General features: G+C 64.3%; 21 protein-coding genes. 16 read left to right on the top strand and 5 right to left on the bottom strand.

Going from position 1 to position 22,063, the window contains the following annotated elements; translation table 11 throughout:
* The first annotated feature begins 22 nt into the window (after positions 1-22).
* The 8 genes from MRUB_RS12370 to MRUB_RS12335 all read left to right on the top strand — a co-directional run bounded on the left by MRUB_RS12370 (position 23) and on the right by MRUB_RS12335 (position 10,858).
* Complete coding sequence (locus MRUB_RS12370; RefSeq protein ID WP_015586738.1) at positions 23-853, top strand: carbohydrate ABC transporter permease; 831 nt, start codon at positions 23-25, stop codon at positions 851-853.
* A 27-nt stretch (positions 854-880) separates the two neighbouring features.
* Positions 881-2,203, top strand: a complete 1,323-nt coding sequence (locus MRUB_RS12365) for a fucose isomerase (RefSeq protein WP_013014705.1) — start codon at positions 881-883, stop codon at positions 2,201-2,203.
* Positions 2,197-3,045: a PfkB family carbohydrate kinase gene (locus MRUB_RS12360; protein ID WP_013014704.1), complete on the top strand. Its 849-nt coding sequence runs from the start codon at positions 2,197-2,199 to the stop codon at positions 3,043-3,045. The genes MRUB_RS12365 and MRUB_RS12360 overlap by 7 nt, the downstream gene beginning before the upstream one ends.
* Positions 3,046-3,085: 40 nt before the next feature.
* Positions 3,086-4,075 (top strand): tagatose 1,6-diphosphate aldolase, encoded by a 990-nt coding sequence (locus tag MRUB_RS12355; protein WP_013014703.1) that lies wholly within the window; start codon positions 3,086-3,088, stop codon positions 4,073-4,075.
* Between the two features lie 166 nt (positions 4,076-4,241).
* Positions 4,242-5,858, top strand: a complete 1,617-nt coding sequence (locus tag MRUB_RS12350; RefSeq protein ID WP_013014702.1) for a class I SAM-dependent DNA methyltransferase — start codon at positions 4,242-4,244, stop codon at positions 5,856-5,858.
* Entirely contained in the window at positions 5,848-7,107 is a 1,260-nt protein-coding gene (locus MRUB_RS12345; protein ID WP_013014701.1) for a restriction endonuclease subunit S, read from the top strand. Before MRUB_RS12350 ends, MRUB_RS12345 begins: the two co-directional genes overlap by 11 nt.
* Positions 7,104-7,709: a transposase gene (locus MRUB_RS12340; RefSeq protein ID WP_013014700.1), complete on the top strand. Its 606-nt coding sequence runs from the start codon at positions 7,104-7,106 to the stop codon at positions 7,707-7,709. Before MRUB_RS12345 ends, MRUB_RS12340 begins: the two co-directional genes overlap by 4 nt.
* A 29-nt stretch (positions 7,710-7,738) precedes the next feature.
* Positions 7,739-10,858: a type I restriction endonuclease subunit R gene (locus MRUB_RS12335; protein ID WP_241476953.1), complete on the top strand. Its 3,120-nt coding sequence runs from the start codon at positions 7,739-7,741 to the stop codon at positions 10,856-10,858.
* Between the two features lie 69 nt (positions 10,859-10,927).
* Here MRUB_RS12335 and MRUB_RS12330 read toward each other — a convergent pair whose 3' ends face one another.
* The 3 genes from MRUB_RS12330 to MRUB_RS12320 all read right to left on the bottom strand — a co-directional run bounded on the left by MRUB_RS12330 (position 10,928) and on the right by MRUB_RS12320 (position 14,694).
* Positions 10,928-12,145 (bottom strand): Gfo/Idh/MocA family protein, encoded by a 1,218-nt coding sequence (locus MRUB_RS12330; RefSeq protein ID WP_015586740.1) that lies wholly within the window; start codon positions 12,143-12,145, stop codon positions 10,928-10,930.
* A 155-nt stretch (positions 12,146-12,300) separates the two neighbouring features.
* A complete protein-coding gene (locus MRUB_RS12325; protein WP_013014697.1) occupies positions 12,301-13,473 on the bottom strand; it encodes a DUF1501 domain-containing protein in 1,173 nt (390 codons plus the stop codon).
* 21 nt (positions 13,474-13,494) lie between these two features.
* The gene (locus tag MRUB_RS12320; RefSeq protein ID WP_013014696.1) at positions 13,495-14,694 is read right to left on the bottom strand and encodes a DUF1800 domain-containing protein; all 1,200 of its coding nucleotides are present in this window, start codon (positions 14,692-14,694) and stop codon (positions 13,495-13,497) included.
* Positions 14,695-14,855: 161 nt separating this feature from the next.
* Here MRUB_RS12320 and MRUB_RS12315 point away from each other — a divergent pair, with 161 nt between their 5' ends.
* From MRUB_RS12315 to MRUB_RS12285, 7 genes are all read left to right on the top strand, one after another.
* The gene (locus tag MRUB_RS12315; protein WP_013014695.1) at positions 14,856-15,779 is read left to right on the top strand and encodes a biotin--[acetyl-CoA-carboxylase] ligase; all 924 of its coding nucleotides are present in this window, start codon (positions 14,856-14,858) and stop codon (positions 15,777-15,779) included.
* Positions 15,776-16,372, top strand: coding sequence for a biotin transporter BioY (locus tag MRUB_RS12310; protein ID WP_013014694.1), 597 nt, complete (start codon positions 15,776-15,778; stop codon positions 16,370-16,372). Before MRUB_RS12315 ends, MRUB_RS12310 begins: the two co-directional genes overlap by 4 nt.
* A gap of 273 nt (positions 16,373-16,645) precedes the next feature.
* The gene (locus MRUB_RS12305; RefSeq protein WP_013014693.1) at positions 16,646-16,975 is read left to right on the top strand and encodes an antibiotic biosynthesis monooxygenase family protein; all 330 of its coding nucleotides are present in this window, start codon (positions 16,646-16,648) and stop codon (positions 16,973-16,975) included.
* A gap of 41 nt (positions 16,976-17,016) precedes the next feature.
* Positions 17,017-17,931: a heme/hemin ABC transporter substrate-binding protein gene (locus MRUB_RS12300; protein WP_013014692.1), complete on the top strand. Its 915-nt coding sequence runs from the start codon at positions 17,017-17,019 to the stop codon at positions 17,929-17,931.
* A 9-nt stretch (positions 17,932-17,940) separates the two neighbouring features.
* Positions 17,941-18,567 (top strand): DUF3386 family protein, encoded by a 627-nt coding sequence (locus tag MRUB_RS12295; protein WP_013014691.1) that lies wholly within the window; start codon positions 17,941-17,943, stop codon positions 18,565-18,567.
* Positions 18,568-18,582: 15 nt separating this feature from the next.
* A complete protein-coding gene (locus tag MRUB_RS12290; RefSeq protein WP_013014690.1) occupies positions 18,583-19,611 on the top strand; it encodes a FecCD family ABC transporter permease in 1,029 nt (342 codons plus the stop codon).
* A gap of 15 nt (positions 19,612-19,626) precedes the next feature.
* The gene (locus MRUB_RS12285) at positions 19,627-20,439 is read left to right on the top strand and encodes a heme ABC transporter ATP-binding protein (RefSeq protein WP_013014689.1); all 813 of its coding nucleotides are present in this window, start codon (positions 19,627-19,629) and stop codon (positions 20,437-20,439) included.
* Positions 20,440-20,458: 19 nt separating this feature from the next.
* On the opposite strand, the gene MRUB_RS12280 is transcribed toward MRUB_RS12285, so the two are convergent.
* Both MRUB_RS12280 and aroQ read right to left on the bottom strand, forming a co-directional pair.
* Entirely contained in the window at positions 20,459-20,686 is a 228-nt protein-coding gene (locus tag MRUB_RS12280) for a hypothetical protein (protein WP_013014688.1), read from the bottom strand.
* The gene (gene aroQ / locus MRUB_RS12275) at positions 20,683-21,123 is read right to left on the bottom strand and encodes a type II 3-dehydroquinate dehydratase (RefSeq protein ID WP_013014687.1); all 441 of its coding nucleotides are present in this window, start codon (positions 21,121-21,123) and stop codon (positions 20,683-20,685) included. The genes MRUB_RS12280 and aroQ overlap by 4 nt, the downstream gene beginning before the upstream one ends.
* 62 nt (positions 21,124-21,185) lie before the next feature.
* On the opposite strand from aroQ, the gene MRUB_RS12270 reads away from it, so the two are divergent.
* Positions 21,186-21,770, top strand: coding sequence for a LutC/YkgG family protein (locus tag MRUB_RS12270; RefSeq protein ID WP_013014686.1), 585 nt, complete (start codon positions 21,186-21,188; stop codon positions 21,768-21,770).
* Positions 21,771-22,063: the final 293 nt, after the last annotated feature.

Genomic DNA, 22,063 nt, shown 5'->3' with positions numbered 1-22,063 from the left:
CCCGCGCTCGAGCCGGGAGGGTATGGTGAAACTCAACAGTCCCCGTATATGGCTCTGGATTGCGGCGGGTATCGTTGTTATCAACGGTTTTTTTCCGGCGGTTTGGATTCTCCTGACCTCGTTCAAAACCGAGGCGGAGCTCACCCGCATCCCCATCACCTGGCTGCCTGAGAACCCGACCCTGCAAAACTACGTGCAGGCCCTTACCAGGGCCCCCATCGGGCGCTATTTCCTCAACAGCCTGATTGTGGCCGTGGGCGCAACCCTGCTGTGTGTGTTCGTATCGGCGCTGGCGGCCTACGCCCTGGCCCGTCTGCGCATCCCCTACAAAACCCTGATTTTTTCTCTGCTGGTGGGGGTTTCGATGTTTCCCACCGTCACCCTGCTGCTGCCCTTGTTCGAGATGGTGCTGGCGCTGGGGCTGCGCAACACCTATGTCGCCCTGATTCTGCCCCATGCCGCGCTGTCCATCCCGGTAGCCACGCTGGTGCTGGTCAGCTTTTTTCAGGGCATCCCCAAGGATCTGGAGTCGGCCGCCATGGTGGATGGCTGCTCTCGTCTGGGAGCGTTGTGGCGCATCGTGGTGCCGCTGTCTGCACCGGGGGTCTTTACTGCCAGCATTCTGGCCTTCGTCAACAGTTGGGATGAGTTCCTCCTGTCGCTGACCCTGCTGCCCTCGCAGGCCATGCGCACCCTGCCGGTGGGCATCCAGTTCCTGCAGGGCGAGTACAGCTTTCCATGGCCGCTGATCTCGGCGGCGCTGATAATTGCGCTGGTGCCGGTGGCCCTGGTGATTGCGATTTTCCAGGAGCGGGTGGTGGGCGGCCTGACCCAGGGGGGGGTGAAAGGGTAGGCCGACAGGTAGTACCAGATCATCGTTATGCAAAACCTCAGAATCGGACTTGTTCCTATCGTGCGGCCCCTGTTTAGGGGTTCCAGGCTGGGCCTCGAGCCCACCGCCCGCCAGGCCCTGGAAGCCCTGGGCCCCAAGCTGGGCTTCGAGCTGGCCTATGCGGCCGAGCCGGTGGCCGACACCGCCCAGGCCGAGGCGGCGGCCCGCGCGGCCCAGGCCGCGAAGCTGGATCTGCTGCTGGTGCAGCACGTGACCTTTGCCACCGGCGATGCCTTTTTGCCGCTTCTGGAACTGCCCATCCCGGTGGGGCTGTGGGCCCTGCCCGAGGTATGGGACAGCGGCCCGCTGCCGCAGAACGCGGTCTGCGGCCTCAACCTGGGGGTCTCGCTGGCCCAAAAGCCCACCAAGTGGTTCTACGGCTCGGTGGAGGATGCCTGGTTTCAGACCCGCCTCGAGCTCACCCTGCAGGCCCTGCGGGGTGTGAAGGTGCTGCGCGAGGGCCGGGTGCTCTGGCTGGGCGGCCACGCGCCCGGTTTTTTTGCCTTTGGGGCCCTGCCCGAGACCGGCCTCACCGTGGAGAAAGCCGAGCTGTCCGAGCTGTGGGAGGCCCTGGCGGCGGTCTCGGAGGCCGAGCTAGAGGCGCGGGTCGCAGAGTTCCGCGAGCTTTCCGAGTACCCGCTGGAGCAGCTGCGCGAAAGCTTCCGCCTCGAGCTGGCCCTGGAGCAACTGGCCCGGCCCTACGACGGGGTGGCCCTGCGGGAGTGGCCGGAAATCCCCGACCGAACAGGGGTGATGGCCTATGCAGCCATGGCCCGCCTGGCCGATGCGGGCTACACCCTGGCCCCGGAGGGCGACGTGATGGGCCTGGCCAGCCAGCTAGCCCTGAAGGCCATCTCGGGCCGGCCGGCCATTCTGCTGGACATCTCGCACTTTTCGGCCAAAGGGATCATGCTCTGGCACGGGGGCGAGGCGCCTCTGGCCTGGGCCGCGGGCCCCACCCGGCTGGTGCCGCACTTCAACCGCCACCTGCCCGCGGTGCGCGACATGGCGCTGCGGGCCGGGCCCATCAGCGGCCTGCGCCTGCTGCCGGGCCGCAAAGCCGTGGTGCACGGGGGTGTGTTGAGCGGTGAGAAAGGCTACGACGGGGACTCTGGCTACCTCACCCGCCCCACCTGGGCCGCCGAACCCCTCACCCCCCGGCAGTTTTTGGCAAGCTGGCTCAACCACCGCCTCCCCCACCACCTGGCCGTAGGGATGGGCGCGCATGAAGAGGCCCTGCTGGAGATGTGCGCCTGGCTGGGCCTGGAGGTGCTGCCCGCCCGGCCCCAGGAAAACCGACTGGTATGGTGAAGATCCTGACCGTGGGCTGGGCCAACCTGGACCAGCGCTACTACATCGAGACCTTCCCACCCCGTGCCAGCCGCACCGGGGTGCTGGACTACCGCGAGACCATCGGGGGGCCGGCGGCGGTGGCCGCGGTGGCGGCGGCCCGGCTGGGGGCCGAGGCCCACCTGGTGAGCCGTCGGGGTGACGATGCCACGGGAGAACGCCTGCAGGGGATGCTCGAGGCCGAAGGGGTCAGGGCCCACTTCCAGCTTGGGGCGGCCACCCCGGTCTCGGCGGTGCTGGTCACGCCGGAGGGCGAGCGCTACATCTTCCCCTACCGGCCCGGGCTGCCCGAGGGGCTGGTGCTGGACGAAGAGGGCCTGCTCAAAGGAACCGGCGCGCTGCTGCTGGACGGGCGCTGGGCCTCGGCGGGGTATGGCCTGGGCCAGGCCGCCCGCGCGCGGGGCCTCCCGGTGGTGCTGGACCTGGATCGCGACCGCGACGAGGACTGGATGCTCACCCAGGTGGCCACGCACGTGGTGGCCTCGGAGGAACTGGCCGTGCAGAAAGGCGGCGTGGACGCGCTGCTGGCCCAACTGCAAGCCCTGGGGGTGTTTGCCGCGGTGACCCTGGGGGCCCAGGGGGTGGCCTATGCGGGCGGACACCTGCCGGCCCACCCGGTGCAGGTGCGCGACACCACCGGGGCGGGGGACGTCTTCCACGGGGCCTTTACCCTGGCCCTTGCCGAGGGGCAGAACGAGGTGGCAGCGCTGCGCTTCGCCTCGGCGACCGCCGCCCTGCACTGCGCCCAGGCCAGCCCCCCGCGCCGGGACGAGGTGCGGGCCTTTCTGGCTTCCTTGCCCTGAACCCCAAAACCCTAAGCAAGCTAGATACACGAGGAGAAGCATGAAAACCACCCCAGCAAAAGCCCGCGCCTATGCCCGTATTGGCGATGGGGCCATGCGCTTTGGCACCCTGGCCATTGACCAGCGCCCACCCCTGATGCAGATCGTCGCCCAGGCCCTGGGCCGCGACCCGGAGAGCGTGGGGCCCGAAGTGACCGAACTCAAGGGCCTGCTGGCCGAGACCCTGGCCCGGGGCGTGACTGGAATCCTGATAGACCCGCACTACGCTTTCCCCGCCGCCATGCCCGTTCTGCCGCGCGAGACCGGCCTGATGCTGACCCTCGAGCACCACCGCTTCGAGACCGTAGAGGGCGGCTGGCGCAAAAGTGCGATGATTCCCGGCTGGAGCGTGGAGCAGGCGGTGCGCATGGGGGCCGATGGCCTGAAGCTTCTGGCCTGGCACCGCCCCGATGCCCCGCCCGAAATAACCGAGCACCAACTGAACTTTGTGCGAAGCGTGGGCGAGGCCTGCCGAAAGGCCGACCGCCTCTTCATCTTTGAGGTGCTGCCCTACCCCCTCCCCGGCGAGGATGCCCCTACCTACAACGCCAAGCTGCGCGAGATGTCGCTGGAAATCGCCGCGGCCTTCGCCGACCCCGGTTTTCACATTGACCTTTACAAGCTGGCCTTCCCCGGCGCGGCGGGGCTGGTGAAGGAGTGGGGCGGCAAGGGCTACTCGCTGGACGACCTCGAGGCCGACATGAAGGAGTACAGCAAGCTCCCGGCCCCCTGGCTGCTGCTCTCGGGCGGCCTGAACGCCGACCAGTTCGTGCAGGTGCTGGAAGCAGCCCTGCGGGCCGGTGCGCGGGGCTACCTGGCAGGCCGCGCGGTCTGGCAGCACCCCCTGCGCTTCTACCCCGACCGCTCCCGGCTGCGCGAGGCCCTGCGCGAGGAGGGCCTCGAGACCCTCCACCGCCTGAACGAACTCCTGCACGGCATCCGGCCCATCTACCCCGAGGTGGACTGGCGGCTCGAGGGCGTCGCAGGCTGAAAATTATTCCCGCACCAGCGCCCGCGTACGGCGGGCGGGCATAGACCGGTGCTATTTCAGTGCAAATGACTTGGCGTGTGCTTTTGGGATTGCGTAGCATAAAGAGCACAACGTGCTCTCCGAGCGAACTTCTGGCGCTCCGGGCTTACATCCCACGAGGTAAACCATGCCGAGGCGAAAATCCAACCCGCAATCCACCCCAACCACCGCCGCCACCGTCGGCTACGAGGCCGAACTCTGGAAGATGGCCGATACCCTGCGCGGCAGCATGGACGCCGCCGAGTACAAGCACGTGGTGCTGGGCCTGATCTTCCTCAAGTACATCTCCGACGCCTTCGAGGAGCTGCACAGGAAGCTCGAGGCCGAACGCGCGCAAGGCGCCGACCCCGAAGACCCCGACGAATACCGCGCCCAGAACATCTTCTGGGTGCCCCCCGAGGCCCGCTGGGCGCACCTGAAGGCCCAGGCCCGCCAGCCCACCATCGGCCAGCTTGTGGACAACGCCATGGCCTGTATCGAGCGCGACAACCCCGCGCTCAAGGGCGTGCTGCCCAAGGAGTACGCCCGCCCGGCGCTGGATAAAACACGCCTGGGGCAGCTTATAGACCTGATCAGCAACATCAAGGTGGGCGACGAAGAAGCCCGCGCCAAGGACGTGCTGGGCCGGGTGTACGAATACTTCCTCTCGCAGTTTGCCAGCGCCGAGGGCAAGAAGGGAGGCGAGTTCTACACGCCCCGCTGCGTGGTCAAGCTGCTGGTGGAGATGCTCGAGCCCTACCATGGCCGGGTCTACGACCCCTGCTGCGGCTCGGCGGGTATGTTCGTGCAGTCGGTGGAGTTTATCCGCGCCCATGCGACCGGTAACGGCAACGGTGGCAGGGCCAAAGCCGACATCTCGATCTACGGCCAGGAGTCGAACTACACCACCTGGCGGCTTGCGAAAATGAACCTTGCCATCCGGGGCATCGAGGGCCAGATCGCCCACGGCGACACCTTCCACAACGACAAGTTCCCCGACCTGAAGGCCGACTTCATTCTGGCTAACCCACCCTTCAACGTCTCCGACTGGGGCGGCGAGCGCCTGCGCGACGACAAGCGCTGGCAGTACGGCGTGCCCCCGGTGGGCAACGCCAACTTCGCCTGGGTGCAGCACATCGTGTACCACCTTTCCCCCACGGGCGTGGCCGGCTTCGTGCTAGCCAACGGTTCGATGTCCAGCAACCAGTCGGGCGAGGGCGAGATTCGCAAGAACCTGATTGAAGCGGGACTGGTGGACTGCATGGTGGCGCTGCCCGGCCAGCTCTTCTACTCGACGCAGATCCCGGCCTGCCTGTGGTTCCTCGCGCGCGACCGCAGCTCTCGTCCATACGGCGCTGCTGGCGCAGCGCCTGGGGGCAAGTTCCGCGACCGCCGCGGCGAGATTCTGTTTATTGATGCCCGCAAGATGGGCCGCATGGTAGACCGCACCCACCGCGAACTCACCGACGAGGACATCGCAAAGATTGCCAGCACCTACCACGCCTGGCGCGGCGAAAAGGACGCGGGCGAATACCAGGACGTGCCCGGCTTCTGCAAAAGCGCCACCCTGGACGAGGTGCGCAAGCACGGCTACGTGCTCACGCCGGGGCGCTATGTGGGGGCCGAGGCGCAGGAAGATGACAGCGAACCGTTTGAGGAGAAGATGGCGCGGCTGGTGGCGCAACTGCGCGAGCAGCAGGCCGAGGCCGCGAGGCTGGATAAGGCTATTGCTGCCAACCTGAAGGAGTTGGGGTATGGGGGGTGAGTGGAAAGAGTGTGCGCTTGGCGAGGTGATTGAGCTGAAGCGTGGATACGATCTTCCACAGCAGGATCGCCGACCTGGGTATGTGCCCATCGTGTCATCGTCCGGAGTCACCGATTATCACGCTGAGGCAATGGTCAAGGGCCCGGGAGTTGTTACCGGCCGATATGGAACGCTCGGAGAGGTCTTCTACGTCGAGCAGGACTTTTGGCCCCTGAACACCACGCTCTACGTACGCGACTTCAAAGGCAACGATCCGCGTTTTATCAGCTACTTCCTGCGTGGCTTGGATTTCTTTGCGTATGTGGACAAGGCTGCGGTTCCAGGAATAAATCGTAACCATCTTCATCAAGCTCGCGTCATCGTCCCAACTGACGTGGGCGAACAACGCGCCATCGCCCACATCCTCGGCACGCTGGACGACAAGATAGAGCTAAACCGGCGCATGAGCGAGACGCTGGAGGCAATGGCGCGGGCGCTGTTTAAGTCGTGGTTTGTGGACTTCGACCCCGTGCGCGCCAAGATGGAGGGCCGCTGGCAGCGCGGCCAATCGCTGCCCGGCCTGCCCGCCCACCTCTACGACCTTTTCCCCGACCGGCTGGTGGACTCGGAGCTGGGGGAGATTCCGGAGGGGTGGGGGGTAAAGTCCATCGGTGACTTGGCCGAAGTCGTCGGTGGTAGCACACCAAAGACAGAGTGCGCAGAGTTTTGGGACGGTGGCACCCATCACTGGGTCACACCGAAGGACTTGTCGGGGCTTTCGATGCCGGTTCTGCTCGACACTGAGCGTAAGATCACAGATGCCGGTTTGGCTCAGATCAGTTCCGGTTTGCTACCGAGAGGTACAGTTCTCCTTTCATCACGTGCTCCCATTGGTTATCTCGCGATTGCTGAAGTGCCCGTAGCAGTGAATCAGGGTTTCATTGCGATGAAACCACGACAGGGTGTATCAAACCTGTTCTTGCTGCGCTGGGCACGTGCCGCCCACGACGAGATTCTCAGTCACGCGAATGGCTCGACATTTTTGGAAATCAGCAAAGCGAGCTTTCGTCCAATCCGCGTAGTCACGCCTCCCACTCCCATAATGGATGCCTTCGATCAGTTCTCGCGCCCTATGTATGGCAAGGTCGTTGAAAACGCGCTCGAATCCCGCACCCTCGCCGCCCTGCGCGATGCGCTGCTGCCCAAGCTCATCTCGGGCGAGATTCGGGTGAAGGATGCGGAGCGGTTTTTAGAGGAGCGTGGGCTGTGAAATACAACCCCGACAAACACCACCGCCGCAGCGTTCGCCTGAAGGGGTACGACTACACCCAGGCGGGGGCGTATTTCATCACCATATGCGCGCAGAATCGCGAATGTTTGTTTGGGGATGTGGTGGACGGGGAAATGCGGTTGAATGAAATTGGCCTGATTGTCCGGGATGAATGGTTGAAAACGGCCATTTTGCGGCCGTCCGTGGTGTTGGATGAATACGTTGTGATGCCCAATCATATCCACGGCGTCATCATCATCACCGATGATTGTAGGGGCACGTTGCATGGTAGGGGCACGTTGCATGGTAGGGGCACGTTGCATGGTAGGGGCACGTTGCAACGTGCCCCTACCATCGAACAATTCGGCAAACCCACATCGAATTCCATTCCGACAATCGTTCGTTTATTCAAATCCGCCACAACCAAACGCATCAACGAACACCGCGGCACGCCCGGTATGCCCGTTTGGCAACGCAATTATTACGAACACATCATCCGCAACGATGCATCCCTGAATCGCATTCGCCAATACATCGTGAATAACCCCATAAAATGGGGATTGGATAGGGAAAATCCGGTTGTCGGGGTGGGGTTGGAATAGGCCCCCACGAGAGGTCAGTTATGGCGCAAATGACCGAATCTGTCGTTGAAGAAGCCGCCCTGGCCTGGCTCGAGGCCGCCGGTTGGCAGGTGGTACACGGCCCCGAGATTGCCCCCGACCAGCCCCAGGCCGAGCGGGCCGACTATGGTCAGGTGGTGCTCGAGCAGCGGCTGCGCGATGCGCTGGTGCGGCTTAACCCTGGGCTGCCTGCAGAGACGCTGGAGGACGCCTCCCGCAAGCTCACCCAGCCTGAGGGTTCAGACCTAATCCAACGAAACCGCGCCCTGCACCGCCTGCTGGTGAATGGCGTAAACGTGGAGTACCGCGACAAGGACGGCGAGATTCGCGGCGCACAGGCCAGAGTAATTGATTTTGACAACCCAGCCAACAACGACTGGCTGGCGGTCAATCAGTTCAGCGTTGTGGAGAGGGGTACGTTGCAACGTGCCCCATCTATGCAACGTGCCTCAACCCGCCGCCCCGACGTGGTGCTGTTCGTCAATGGCCTACCGCTGGCAGTAGTGGAGCTGAAGAACGCTGCCGACGAAGACGCGACAATCTGGACGGCGTGGCAGCAGCTCCAGACCTACCAGGCCGAAATCCCCTCGCTCTTTGTGCCCAACGCGGTGCTGGTGATTTCCGATGGGGTGGAGGCGCGCGTGGGGGTGGTGGGGGCAGGGCGGGAGTGGTTCAAGCCCTGGCGCACGGTGGCTGGCGATCGCCTGGCCGACAGCCACGTGCCCGAGTTGCAGGTGGTGCTCGAGGGGGTGTTCGCACCGCGGCGCTTCCTCGACCTGGTGCGCGACTTCATCGTGTTTGAGGATGACGGCAGCGGACGATTGATCAAGAAAATGGCGGGTTATCACCAGTTCCACGCGGTGCAGGTGGCAGTACAGGAAACGCTGCGGGCGGCCCTGGCCTTGCGCGAGGGTAGGGGGGGCCAGTCGGGCGACCGGCGCATCGGCGTGGTCTGGCACACCCAGGGCTCGGGTAAAAGCCTGACCATGGCGTTTTACGCCGGGCGCATCATCCGCGAACCCGCCATGGAGAACCCCACCCTGGTGGTGCTCACCGACCGCAACGACCTCGACGACCAGCTTTACAGCACCTTTGCGCGTTGCCACGAGTTGCTGCGCCAGCCGCCGGTGCAGGCCGAAAGCCGCGCCCACCTGCGCGAGCTGCTCTCGGTGCAGTCGGGCGGGGTGGTCTTCACCACCATCCAGAAGTTCATGCCCGAAGAGAAAGGCGACCGCCACCCGCGGCTTTCCGAGCGGCGCAACATCGTGGTTATTGCCGACGAAGCCCATCGCAGCCAGTACGACTTCATAGATGGCTTTGCCCGCCATATGCGCGACGCCCTGCCCAACGCCTCTTTTATCGGCTTCACCGGAACCCCCATCGAGCTTCAGGATGCCAATACCCGCGCGGTGTTTGGCGATTACATCAGCATCTACGACATCCAGCGCGCCGTGGAGGACGGGGCCACCGTGCCCATCTATTACGAAAGCCGCCAGGCCAAGCTTGACCTGCCTGAGGAACTCAAGCCGAAGATTGATGAGGAATTCGAGGAAGTTACCGAGGGGGAGGAACTCGAGCGCAAGGAGAAGCTCAAGAGCAAGTGGGCGCAGCTCGAGGCCATCGTGGGTGCGGAAAGGCGGCTGCGCCTGGTGGCGAAGGATATTGTCCAGCACTTCGAACAGCGGCTCGAGGCCTTGGACGGCAAGGCCATGATTGTCTGCATGAGCCGTCGCATTTGCGTGGAACTCTACCGCGAGATTGTGCGCCTGAGGCCCCAGTGGCATCACGACGACGACGACAAAGGCGCGATCAAGATCGTGATGACCGGCTCCGCTTCCGACCCACCCGACTGGCAGCCGCACATCCGCAACAAGCCCCGCCGCGAAGCGCTGGCTAAGCGTTTCCGCGATCCCGAAGATGCCTTCAAGCTGGTCATTGTGCGCGACATGTGGCTTACCGGCTTCGACGCGCCCAGCCTGCACACCATGTACCTGGACAAGCCCATGCGTGGACACGGCCTGATGCAGGCCATCGCGCGGGTAAACCGGGTCTTCCGCGACAAGCCCGGCGGGCTGGTGGTGGATTACCTGGGGCTGGCTACCGAGCTAAAAGCCGCGCTGGCTACCTACACCGAGAGCGGCGGCACCGGACGCACCGCGCTCAATCAGGAAGAAGCGGTGGCGCTCATGCGCGAGAAATACGAGATTTGCCGTGGCCTTTTTTACGGCTTCGACTGGTCGAGGTGGGTTACGGGCACGCCGGCGGAACGGCTGAGCCTTCTGCCTGCCGCGCAGGAGCACATCCTCGCTCAGGAGAACGGCAAGGATCGGCTGCTGCGTGCGGCGCGCGAGCTGTCACAAGCGTTCGCGCTGGCTGTGCCGCATGAAGAGGCCCTGCGCATCCGAGACGACGTGGCCTTCTTCCAGGCCGTGCAAGCGGTGCTGGCTAAACGCGCGCCAGGCCAGGCACGGCCCGAGGAGGAACTCGAGCAGGCCGTGCGCCAGATAATCGCCCGTGCGGTGGCACCCGAGGGTGTGGTGGACATTTTCGCAGCAGCGGGGCTCAAGAGGCCGGACATCTCCATACTCTCCGATGAGTTTTTGTCCGAGGTGCGGGGGATGCCGCAGAAAAACCTGGCGGTAGAGCTATTGCAAAAGCTGCTTAAAGGAGAGATTCGGGCTCGAGGACAGAAGAACCTGGTGCAGGCCAGGTCGTTTGCCGAGATGCTCGAGCGAACCATCCGCCGTTACCAGAACCGGGCCATCGAGGCCGCCCAGGTGATTGAAGAACTCATCGCGCTCGCCAGGGATATGCGCGAAGCCAATGCCCGTGGCGAGAAACTCGGCTTATCCGAGGACGAACTGGCCTTCTACGATGCCCTCGAGGCCAACGACAGCGCGGTCAAGGTGCTGGGCGACGCAACCTTGCGGGAAATTGCCCGTGAACTGGTTCAGACGGTGCGCAACAATGTAACCCTCGACTGGACCTTGCGTGAGAATGTGCGGGCGCAGTTGCGCGTGCTGGTCAAACGCACGCTGCGCAAATACGGCTACCCACCCGACAAGCAGGAGAAAGCCACCCAGACGGTACTGGAGCAAGCTGCGCTACTGTCGGCGCAGTGGGCAGCCTAGGCGCAACACGGATAGCATCCCAGTATGCCCGGCGGTTAACTTGGGCTGCGGGACGAATGGCGTCGCAACCTAGACCAGATGCCCCAACCCATTTGCCTCGAGCAACTCCTTCACCCACACCTTCTCCCCCCGCTTCACCGACTCCTCGGCGGCCACCCCCACCACCACGCTCCAGAAGCCCTCTTCGGCGGTGGCGGCCTTGCTGGGTAAACCGTCCATGGCCTCGATCCAGCGCAGGTGCTCGTAGTAGGTGGCCCCGCTGTGGCCGCTCTCCTCGATCAGGGCGGGGTAGCTGGGGGTCATGGTGCGGGAGGTGCGGTCGGGGAGGCAGATGACCTCGAGGTAGTTTTCCCACTTGGAGTAGGCCTGCCCGTTCACGCCCTCGCTGGCCTTGAGCCGGCCTTCGTCGCCACAGATGACAATTTCCTCGTAGACCATGGGCGCGAACATGCACAGATTAAAGTTGGCCCGGATGCCGTTGGCGTACTCCACAATCACAAAGGCGTTGTCCAGGATGTCCGACTTCTCCCCGCCGTACTCGAAGTCGCGGAAGTTGACCGCCTGGCTGCCCGAGGCGTACACGCTCACCGGGCGCGACTCGGCGAACAGATTGAACAAATCGAAGTAGTGGCAGCACTTCTCCACCAGGGTGCCGCCGGAGTACTTGGAAAACTTGTTCCACTGCTTCACTTTGTCCAGGAAAGGCTCGCGGTGCTCGAGGATGGTGATGGTCTTGATCTCGCCCAGGCTTTTGCGTTCCTTGGCCTCGTGGATGGCCTCCACGTAGATGGGCTTGAAGCGGTACTGCAGGCCGATTTGCAGCACCCTGGGGTAATTCTGCGCAATCTGCCAGATCTCGTAGGCGTCCGGTAGGTTGGTGGCCATGGGTTTTTCCAAGAGGATGTGCTTGCCCGACTGGGCGGCCACCTTCAGCACCTCCAGGTGGGTGTGGTTGGGGGTGCAGATGATCAGCCCGTCCACCGCGGGGTCGTGGCAGGCGGCCTCGAGGCTCTCGTAGACCACCAGGGGTTCCTCGGTGAACTGGGCCTTGATGCGCCGGGCGGCCTCCACGCTACTGGGGTTGGGATCGTAGACGCCGTGAACGGTACAGCGGCCCTCGAGCAGCGTCACCCGGATGTGCTCCTGCCCGTTTACCCCCACCCCAATCACGTTGAAGCGGTACTTGAGGGGGCCGGGGTTCATCAGGAAGCGGTCTTCCTGCGGGATGTAGGCAAACTTGGGCGTGAGCGCGTGGAGGCGGTTGGCAAACTCCTTGTTGCGTTTCATAGTTTTTAGATTATAAATCTAAAATCTGACTAATGATAGCAGCCCGGCCTGTCTAACTGAACAGGGCGGCTCTTTTTGCTGTACCAGCCGTTACAGGAAAGGGTCGGCTGAGCCCGACCCCATACTGGATAAAACTGAGCAGTGCTGGTGTTACCCTAAATCAGGCGCAGGGGCTGGAAATCGCCCCCCAACACCTGCTGGGGGTTGGCGGCAATCCACTGCAAGGCGGTGGCGTAGACGTTGCGGAAATCGGTCTGGTACTTGAGCGCGTTGAGCTCGAGGTCTTCCAGGTTGGGCTCGCTGCCGTACAGCCCGCCCCGAATACCACCGCCCAGCACCAGCATCAGCCCACCCTCCCCGTGGTCGGTGCCAAACGAGGCGTTTTCCGCCACCTGGCGCCCGAACTCGCTAAACACCATCACCATGACGTCCTTATCCCGGCCAATGGCCCTCAGGTCGGCCCTGAAAGCGGCCAGGGCCTGGGCCACATACCCCAGCAGCTCGGCCTGGCGCGGGGGCTGCCCGGCGTGGGTATCCCAGCCCCCCAGGGTGGTGTAGTAAACGCTGCTGCCCAGTCCGCCGGCAATCATGCGGGCGATATCGGCCATGCTGCGGCCAAAGGCGTTGTCGGGGTACTGGGCCTGGTTCCGAACCTGGCGTAGCTGCCCCACCCTGTCCAGGGCGCCGCGCAGCGAGAGCATGGCCCGGCGCACCTCTTCGGCGGTGCCGCTGCGCACCCGCTGGGCCTCCCGCTCAAAGGCCTCCTCGAAAGGCCGGGGCAGCCGGATGCTGAAGGTATCGATGCTGCTGATGGCCGGCGCGCTGCGGCGCTCGCCCGTCTGGGCCTGGGGGGTGGCCCCGCCCAGAAAGGTATCGCAGAAGGGGTCGTCCTGCAGGTCGCCCCAGCGGCCCAGCCAGCCGGTTTCCAGCCGGCGGCTGGGGTCGGCGGTGTGCCAGATGGAGGTGGAGATAAAGTGGCTGCGGTTGGGGTTGGGGTAGCCCACCTGGGGGATCACCGCCAGTTCGCCGTTGTTCCACATCTGCATCAGGGGCCTCAGGGCGGGGTGCAGGCCCAGGCGCTCACCGTTGGCGCCCAGGTCGAGCACCTCCTCTCGCTTGATGGCGATGTTGGGGCGCAGGCGGTAGTAGAGCTCGTTGCGGTAGGGGATGAGGGTATTGAGCTGGTCGTTGCCGCCAAACAGGTTGACCACCACCAGGATTTTGTCTTTGGACTGGGCGGCCAGGGCGGTTTTCGAGAGCAGCGAAGGGGCCCCCTGGCCCAGGGCCAGCGTGAGCAAGGATTTCTGGATAAAGTCGCGTCGGTTCATATCGGCCTCGAAAAAGCAGATTTACAGTAGCTGTGCTTCCGGTTTGACCAGCGACAAGGCCCCGTCGGCGCCGTCCATGAAGACCTCGAGGTCGAGGCGCCGTTCGCGGCCGGCAAAGCCAGCCAGCAGGTTGAGCCGGGTCAGGAAGGGCGACTCAGCCAGCCAGGCCCGCCCGCCATCCCATCCGGCCACATTGGGTGGGTCGAAGGGAATCTGACCCATAGCCGCCAGGGACAGGTAGAGGGCCCGTCCGGGCCGTTCTTCAAAGTTCACCTGTTCGATACCGGCGGCGTACCACAGCCCAATCAGATATTCCAGGGGGCTTTTGATGAGGGCGTTGCGGTAGGCCGGGCTATAGAACGCCTCGTGGGTGAAGAGCCAGCGCAAGAACCCACGGGTGCCCTCGGCGCGGAAGACCCGGGCCCCCTCCTGCACCAGGTTCTCGGGTGGCTCGGGGCACAGGTAGAAGCGCAGCAGCTTGCGGGCCACAAAAAGGTAGGTCTGGGGGTGCTCAATCAGGATCTCGAGCACCTCGTCGCCGGTGCGGACGCGTCGGCCCAGGAAGGTTTTTTCGCCGGGGTCGTGCCAGTTGCGGTTGAAGACGAACTCAAAGGCCACGTTGGCGCTGGCCTCACGGGGCCGCTGGTTGCCGGAGAGGCGCACCGTCCAGCCGGTGAAGGCACGGGCGGCCTCGAGGATGTCCTGCTCGGTGTAGTGGCCGGGCCCCAGGGTGTAAAGCTCCAGAAGCTCTCGAGCCCAGTTCTGGTTGGGGTGTTCCTTGCGGCTTTGGGCGTTGTTGAGGTAGAGCAGCATCACCGGGTTGCGGGCGATGGCCTTCAGCAGGTCGCCGTAGGGGCCATACCCCAGTTGCCGGAAGGTGGCGAACTGCTGCCAGAAATCGATGCCCTGGGCCCCCATGGTCTCGCGAAACTCGGAGGTCAGGTGGCCGTGCCAGAACAGCACCAGGCGCTCGGCGGCCGGGGTGGGGGTGGTGAGCCAGTGGTTGAGCCAGAGCTGGCTGATCTCGCGGTGCTGCTGACCGCGTTCGTTGCGGGTTGCCGCGGTGCGGTAGCTGGGGGCCGGGGCCGGGTCGCGCAGCAGGAAGTCTACGGCAGGCTCGAGGCCCATTTCGGTCAACTGCTGGGCTTCCTCCTTGCGCCCCCGTGCAGCAGCGCGGCGTAGCAGGTGGGTGGCGTTGGAAAAACTGAGGGGACGGGCCATAGCGAAACTCCTGATGCATCAAACATAGCCACCCAAGCTGAAGCCAGCCTTAAGCCACGCAAACCCACCCGGCGCACGCTGCTCGAGGCCTCTTTGCACCGAGTCCGACTAATTTTGTATGGGCTTGTCTTTGTCAACCAAGACGGGGTATTTTGGTTGACGTGTCGGCCTTGCTGAACCACCTGCACGAGCGCTTCCAGAGCGGTGAGGCGCTGGCGTCGGCCTTGGGAGTAAGCCGCACGGCGGTCTGGAAGCAGGTAGTGGAGCTCCGTAAGGCTGGTTACCCGGTGGAGACCCAGAAGGGCCGGGGCTACCGCCTGGCCCCGGGAAGCCCCACCCCAGCCGCCCTCGAGGCCCTGCGAAAGGGTAGCTTTGGGGCCTTTTACGCCTATCTGGGTACGGTGGAAAGCACCCAGGAGGTACTCAAAAACTGGGCCCTGGACGGGGCCGAGGAAGGGGCGGTGGTGCTGGCCGAGCGGCAGCTCAAAGGCCGGGGCCGCCGCGGGCGGGCCTGGGCCAGCGAACCGGGTAAGAGCCTGACCTTTTCGGTTTTGCTGCGCCCGGCGTTGCCCCTGTCTGCGCTGCCCCTGCTGCCCCTGGCCGCGGGCCTGGCCCTGCGCGAGGCCTGTGGGCTGGGGGGGCTCAAGTGGCCCAACGACCTCCTGAGCCCCGATGGCCGCAAGCTGGCAGGGGTGCTGCTGGAAGCCCAGGTGAGTGGGGAAGAGGTGGCCTGGGTGCTTTTGGGCATCGGTCTCAATGTGCACCGGGGGGTGCTTCCCGATGGCGCGGCGGCCCTGGAGGAGTTCTTGGAGGTGAGCCGCGTCCAGCTTCTGGCGCGCCTGCTGGAGCATCTGGAGGCCCGCTATACCCAGCTTCGCGACCCGCCGGCACTTTTGCGGGACTACCGGGCCATGAGCTACACCCTGGGGCAGCGGGTGCGGGTGGCTACCGCGCGGGGTGTGCTCGAGGGCCAGGCCATCGATATTGCCGCGGATGGGGCCCTGGTGGTGCAAAGCGCAGACACAACCCACCACATCGGGGCGGGTGATGTGGAACTGATCGGTTTTTTAGGAGGAAGCAGATGAACCCAACCCAAAGCCTACCCTATCTACCCCTCTCGAAGTCGCTTTTTCCGGCCCGGAGCTGGCAGCGCGATCTGCTGCTGGTACTGGGAGGTAGCTTTTTGCTGGCGCTCTTGTCCCAGGCGGTGATCCCCTTGCAGCCGGTGCCCATCACCCTGCAGACCCTGGGGGTGCTGTTGGTGGGGGCTGCGCTGGGTAGCCGGCTGGGCTTTCTGGCGGTGGTGGCGTACCTGCTCGAGGGCCTGGTGCTGCCGGTGTTTGCGGGGGGGGCCACCTGGTTCCACCCGCGCATCGCCTTTACCGCCGGTTACCTGCTGGCCTTCCCCCTGGCGGCCTACCTGGTGGGCTACCTGGTTGAGCGCTACGGCACCGACCGCAGCGCGCTCAAGACCTTTGGGGCCATGCTGCTGGCCAGCCTGCTCATCTACGCCATCGGCGTGACCTGGCTGGGCTTCGCGCTGGCAGGCGCGGGGCGCTACAGCGGGGTCTGGGGGGTGCTACAAGCCGGGATGATCCCCTTTTTGCTGGGTGACCTGATCAAAGCCGCCATCGCTGCGGCCCTGCTCCCTACCGCCTGGCGCTTGATCGGCCGGTAGCCTCGAGGTTGTGCGCCTCCCCCACCCCATGGGGGAGGTTTGTTTTTGGGGGGCAGTGTTGCGAATAGTTCTTTTTACTAAATAAATGTATTCCGACCGGATTACTTGACTTTAGGGCCGTGGCCTGTATAAACTGACGGCCAGAATGGTGGAAGAGAATCGTGCAGAAAGCGTGTCCCCCGGGCTTGCACAGCGACGCCGGGATGGGGTTGTTCCTCTTGTACTGGAGGCGAGGCCTGAGGAGCGACCCGACGAAGCTAAGGAGGGAAGAGGATGTTCATCACCATGAACCGCATACCGGTCAACCCCGCGTATGCCGAACTGTTTGAGCAAAATTTCCGCGAGCGGGCCCGTCTGGTCGACCGCATGCCGGGCTTTATCCGCAACCTGGTGCTGCGCCCGCAGAAGCCCGATCAACCCTATGTGGTCATGACCTTCTGGGAAAGCGAACAGCACTTCAAAAACTGGGTGGAAAGCCCCGAGTTCAAGCAGGGGCATGCCAGAAGTGGAACCCTGCCCCGCGAAGTGTTTATGGGGCATAGCTCGCTGGAAACCTTTGAGGTGTTCACTGATTCGGCCGCGCTCGAGGCCACAACTTCTTAGCTGAGGAGCAGTGTAGAAGTCCAGAAAAAGAGGTGGGTTTTGTGAAACAGATCGTTATCGGATTGGGGCTTTGCTTGTTGGGCTGCGGGCTGGCCCAGCCCTTTACCGTCAAGGATGCAAGGGGTCAAACCATCACGGTGCGTTCCATCGAGCGGATCGTCTCGCTCAACGGGGTTACCACCGAGATTCTCTTTGCCCTGGGGGTGGGGGATCGGGTGGTGGGCCGTGATACCAGCAGCTACTACCCGGCCAGCGTAAATAAGCTGCCCACGGTGGGCTACCAGTTCCAGCTCAACACGGAAGGCATTCTTTCCTTGCGCCCCACCCTGGTGCTGGGCCGGGAGGATGTGCGCCCCCCAACCGTTTTTGATCAGCTAGCGGCTGCTGGGGTCACGGTGGTGCGGGTGCCGGACAAGCCCAGCCTCGAGGGGGCCAAGGAGAAAATCCGCACGATTGCAGCGGCGGTGGGTCGGGTTGAGCGCGGCGAGGAGCTGGTGCGTCGTCTCGAGCGCGACCTGCTGGTGTTGCGTTCCAAGCAACGCCAGGCCACCACACGCAAACAGCTTAAAGGCATCTTCCTGTACCTGCGTGGCACCAACGTCACCTATGTTTGCGGCCAGGGTTCCAACCCGGTGGGGATGATGGAGCTGGCTGGTATTGCCAATGCGGCCAAAGGTATCCAGAACTGCCAGCAGATGACCGCAGAGGCGGTGATTGCCGCCCAGCCCGATGTTTTTGTGGTATTCACCGCCGGTCTGGAGAGCATTGGTGGGTTGGAGGGTTTGCGTAAGCTGCCCGGGGTAATGCAGACCCCCGCCGGTCAGAACGGCCGGGTGGTGGCTATCGACGACCTGTACCTGGGCGGTTTTGGGCCCAGGGCGGGGCGGGCTGCGCTGGATTTGTTTGTGGGCGCTTATGAACGCAGCGGACTTTATATCGCCGGAGCCCAGGAGTAGGTGAGCTATATGCCATCGGTTCAGGAGAAAGCCTACGCCCTGCTGGAAGCGGCCCGCAACCAGGCCTACACCCTACCAGAGGGGTTCGCTGGGTTCAGGGCCCGCCTGAGGGTATACCTGGCGGGTAGCTGGTACCAGGGCGGCCTGGTGGCCCGCTCGCCCAGGGAGATTGAGCTGCACCTGCCCGAAGACCTGCAGGCCTGGCCGCGTCGGGAACTGGCTTCGATGCTGGCCCACCGCAGCCCCCGGCCTTTCGCGCAGAACGAGGGCCAGTACCCCATGCACCTCGAGGGGGAAACCCCGCTGGGGGTGGGGGTGCGCCTCGAGGATGCCATGCGCTCCGTTCTGTGGGTGCAGGATAACCACATCCGGATGGTTGAGCGCAACCTGCCCGATAGCTCCTTTCGCATCCACATCCACAGCCATGTGCCGGCTGGAGCGCACCACCTGCCCCAGCACTTTACCGTCACCTACCGCAATGCCCAGGGTTTGATTGAAGCGGTGGAATCGTTCGACGATCGCTATGTTCAGGTTGAGGGGGTTTGGTTGCCCAGCCGGCGCCAGGTGGTGCGCCACGATAGGGATGGCCTAACCGTGCGCGAGTTGCAGCTCGACCAGCACGCCCTGCTGACCTAGGGCGCATCAATTGCCATGCAACCCTCGTCTTTCTATAAAGCCTCCAGCCGTTACCGCTCGACGCTGCTGGCGTTGGGGGTGCTGCTACCACTGGTGGTGCTCATCTCGGCGGGCCTCGGGGCCTACTACATCCCACCCCAGGAGATTCCCCGCATCCTGTGGGAGCGCTCGGAGCAGGCCTATGCGGTGCTGGTATCGGTTCGCTTCCCCCGGGTTTTGCTGGCTTTGCTGGTGGGGGCGTTGCTGGCCCTTTCGGGCGCGGTCATGCAAGGGTTGTTTCGCAACCCCCTGGCCGACCCAGGCCTGATCGGCGTGAGCGCCGGGGCCGCCCTGGGGGCTGCCATCTTTATCATCCTGGTTCCGGGCGCGGGCATCCTGGAAGTGTACGCCCTGCCGCTCGCGGCTTTTGTGGGCGGGCTGCTGGCTACCCTGGCGGTCTGGTTCATGGCTAGCAGTGGAGGGCGGGTGCAGACCCTGACCCTGCTGCTGGCGGGGATCGCCATCAATGCCCTGGCAGGGGCCCTCATTGGCCTGCTGATCACCCGTGCCACCGATGAGCAATTGCGCAGCCTCACCTTTTGGACGTTGGGTGGCTACAGCGGGGCTACCTGGGGCGGGCTGGCTGCCATGGCCCCTACCGCGCTGCTGGCCTTCTGGGGGCTGATGCGCCTGGCCCGCCCGCTGAACGCACTAGTTCTTGGCGAGAGCGAGGCCTTTCATCTGGGGGTGCACCTCGAGCGTTTCAAGCGCCAGGCAGTGGCCCTGGCCGCACTGGCGGTGGGCACTGCGGTGGCAGCAGCGGGTGGGGTGGGCTTCATCGGGCTGGTGGCCCCCCATCTTTTCCGACTGATGGCTGGGCCGGATCATCGCTACCTGTTGACCGGTTCGATGCTCCTGGGGGCTGGTCTGAGCGTGCTGGCCGATCTTATTGCCCGCACCGTGGCCTCGCCCGCCGAGTTGCCGGTGGGTGTGGTGACGAGCCTGCTGGGGGCTCCTTTCTTCATCTGGCTGCTGCTGCGCTTCAAGCAGGGGGCAGCCCGCTAGGGAAGGTGTGGTGTGATGCTGGAGGCTCGCTCGCTTCGCTATGCTGTAGGAGGGAAAACCCTTCTTGAGAACATCTCCTTCCGCCTCGAGGCCGGCCAGATGCTGAGCGTCATCGGGCCCAACGGCGCTGGCAAATCCACCCTGCTGCGGCTTTTATCGGGCGAGGTGAAGCCCGACTCGGGGCAGATCGAGCTGATGGGCAGACCCTTAGCCAGCTACCGGCCGCTCGAGCTGGCCCTCGAACGCGCGGTGCTCACCCAGCGGCGCGAGATCAATTTCCCCTTTGACGCCTATGAGGTGGCCTTTTTGGGCCGCCTACCCCACCTCGAGCGCCGGGCCGAAAACCCCCAGGATCACCAGACCACCGAGCGCGCGTTGAGCCAGACCGGTGCGCTGCACTTCGCCACCCGCCGATACCAAACCCTCTCGGGCGGGGAGCAGAGCCGGGTGGATCTGGCCCGGGTGCTGGCCCAGGAACCACGGCTGCTGCTGCTGGATGAGCCCACCAATCACCTCGACCCCAAACACCAGGTAGAGGTGCTGGCCCTGTGCAGGCGTTTGGCCCAGATGGGCTGGGGGGTGCTGACGGTGCTGCACGACCTCAACCTGGCTGGGCTGTTCTCCGACCGCATTTTGCTGCTACACCAGGGGCGTGTGGAGGCGTGGGGTCAGCCAGCCGAGGTTTTACAGCCCGCGCGCCTTCAGGCGGTTTATGGTCTGCCGTTTATCCAGACCCAGCACCCCAGCGGTAGGCCCTGGGTGATGCCCCTGGCCGAGGTCGAGGTGGATGCGGTGGTTCCCCAAGACAAAGAACGCCTTGCTTGCTAAAAGCCTGCAAGCTGCGCCTTCATACTCTGGTTTCATCATCGGGGGGTGTCTCTTTGGGCCGGGCCCCTTTGGCAGCCCAGCGAATGATCCAGGGCATCAGCAGCCCGTAGGCCCCCCCGGCCAGCAGGGCCACCGGAAGCCCCAGCCACAACGCCTTCCAGAAGCCCACCTGTGGAATCTGGGCCACCAGGGTAAAAATGCCGGCGACGGCCGCGACCATGGCGACTTCCTGCCAGTGCACCTTCATGGCTGGGCCTCCAGCAGGTCGGCCAGGTAGACCAGCGCCATCCTGTAGGACATGGGCCCAAAGCCCGAGATGAGGCCCTTGGCGCCCATGGCCGTGACCGAGTGGCGGCGGTACTCCTCGCGGGCGTGGATGTTGGAGAGGTGCACCTCCACCACCGGCAAGGTCTGTGCCCGTATCGCGTCCAGCAGGGCAACCGAATAATGGGTGAGGGCCCCAGGGTTCAGCACGATGGCCCGGAAGCCCTCGTCGGCGGCCTGTTGGATCCACTCCACCAACTGTCCCTCGAAGTTGGACTGGCGGCAGGCCACCCCCAGGCCCAGCTCGGCCCCCCAGGCCTCGCACAGCTCCTCGAGCTCCTCGAGGGTGGTATGGCCGTAAATTCCGGGTTCGCGCCTGCCCAGTAGGTTCAGGTTGGGGCCGTTGAGAATCAGGATCATTTGATCCTAATGGTAAAGGCCCCAGGGGCTATTGGGCAACGAGGGCCTGGTATACTCCAGCCATGCGCGAACGCATCCTGGCCCGTATCCGGCGGGGCCTCGAGCACCGCCCAAAAGTTGCCCTGCCGGAGCCGCTGGTCGGGTCGGCGTTTTCGCCCGAGGAAGCCCTGGCCCTCTTCAGCGAGCGCCTGACGGGAAACGGGGGAGAGGTGGTGCGGCTGGAAGGGCTCGAGGCAGCCCAGGAGTGGCTGGGCCACTTCGCTCAGGCTTTTGCTGGCGTGGCCGTGGGCCGGACTGTTCCCGAAGCGCTGCAACCCAGGCGGCCCCTCCTACCCCCCGAAGAAGCCCCCCTGGGGGTCTCCTGGGCTTTGGGTGCGGTGGCCGAGACCGGTACGGTTATCCTCTCCAGCCAGGAGGGCCGCCGCACCCAGCTTTTACCGCCCACGCACCTGGTGTTTGTACCGCAGGAGGAGGTTTACCCGACCCTTTTGCAGGCCCTACAGGCCCTGCGACCTGGGCTGCCCTCGGCCATCGGGTTGCACTCCGGCCCCAGCAAGTCCGCCGATATCGGCCAGATTATGGTCAAAGGGGTGCACGGGCCAGGGCGGCTGGTGGTGGCGGTGTTGCAGGGTGCGGGTCTGGTTTAGCACGGGGCCAGGCTGCCGGCTCGCTTCCATCCCGCGGGTGCACGCAGGGCAGCTTCGTACGGGCGGACTTCATACGCATTTCGGTAGTATTGTTCACTTTGACAAGCCTAAACGATACTACCGAAAGGCTTTTCTACTCCCTTCGGTCGGCTTGAATCCTTCACCTCTGACTACGCAGGGCGGTGAAGGATTCAAGCAAAAAACGGTATTATAGGAACGAGTCCAGCCATCTGCAAAAATCAAAAAGCTTTGCCCGAATGAGCATAAGCGGCTACGCACGCTACAACCGGCCT

Source organism: Meiothermus ruber DSM 1279, assembly GCF_000024425.1.
GTDB classification, from domain to species: Bacteria; Deinococcota; Deinococci; order Deinococcales; family Thermaceae; genus Meiothermus; species Meiothermus ruber.
Note: the sequence above shows the minus strand (reverse complement) of the source record. Positions and strands in the feature narration are given on the sequence as shown.

Bases quoted from the DNA above. Each gene is read 5' to 3' on its own strand.
- MRUB_RS12370 (WP_015586738.1), top strand. From the start codon at position 23: ATGGTGAAACTCAACAGTCCCCGTATATGGCTCTGGATTGCGGCGGGT.
- MRUB_RS12365 (WP_013014705.1), top strand. From the start codon at position 881: ATGCAAAACCTCAGAATCGGACTTGTTCCTATCGTGCGGCCCCTGTTT.
- MRUB_RS12360 (WP_013014704.1), top strand. From the start codon at position 2,197: ATGGTGAAGATCCTGACCGTGGGCTGGGCCAACCTGGACCAGCGCTAC.
- MRUB_RS12355 (WP_013014703.1), top strand. From the start codon at position 3,086: ATGAAAACCACCCCAGCAAAAGCCCGCGCCTATGCCCGTATTGGCGAT.
- MRUB_RS12350 (WP_013014702.1), top strand. From the start codon at position 4,242: ATGCCGAGGCGAAAATCCAACCCGCAATCCACCCCAACCACCGCCGCC.
- MRUB_RS12345 (WP_013014701.1), top strand. From the start codon at position 5,848: ATGGGGGGTGAGTGGAAAGAGTGTGCGCTTGGCGAGGTGATTGAGCTG.
- MRUB_RS12335 (WP_241476953.1), top strand. From the start codon at position 7,739: ATGACCGAATCTGTCGTTGAAGAAGCCGCCCTGGCCTGGCTCGAGGCC.
- MRUB_RS12330 (WP_015586740.1), bottom strand. From the start codon at position 12,145: ATGAAACGCAACAAGGAGTTTGCCAACCGCCTCCACGCGCTCACGCCC.
- MRUB_RS12325 (WP_013014697.1), bottom strand. From the start codon at position 13,473: ATGAACCGACGCGACTTTATCCAGAAATCCTTGCTCACGCTGGCCCTG.
- MRUB_RS12320 (WP_013014696.1), bottom strand. From the start codon at position 14,694: ATGGCCCGTCCCCTCAGTTTTTCCAACGCCACCCACCTGCTACGCCGC.
- MRUB_RS12310 (WP_013014694.1), top strand. From the start codon at position 15,776: ATGAACCCAACCCAAAGCCTACCCTATCTACCCCTCTCGAAGTCGCTT.
- MRUB_RS12305 (WP_013014693.1), top strand. From the start codon at position 16,646: ATGTTCATCACCATGAACCGCATACCGGTCAACCCCGCGTATGCCGAA.
- MRUB_RS12295 (WP_013014691.1), top strand. From the start codon at position 17,941: ATGCCATCGGTTCAGGAGAAAGCCTACGCCCTGCTGGAAGCGGCCCGC.
- MRUB_RS12290 (WP_013014690.1), top strand. From the start codon at position 18,583: ATGCAACCCTCGTCTTTCTATAAAGCCTCCAGCCGTTACCGCTCGACG.
- MRUB_RS12285 (WP_013014689.1), top strand. From the start codon at position 19,627: ATGCTGGAGGCTCGCTCGCTTCGCTATGCTGTAGGAGGGAAAACCCTT.
- MRUB_RS12280 (WP_013014688.1), bottom strand. From the start codon at position 20,686: ATGAAGGTGCACTGGCAGGAAGTCGCCATGGTCGCGGCCGTCGCCGGC.
- aroQ (WP_013014687.1), bottom strand. From the start codon at position 21,123: ATGATCCTGATTCTCAACGGCCCCAACCTGAACCTACTGGGCAGGCGC.
- MRUB_RS12270 (WP_013014686.1), top strand. From the start codon at position 21,186: ATGCGCGAACGCATCCTGGCCCGTATCCGGCGGGGCCTCGAGCACCGC.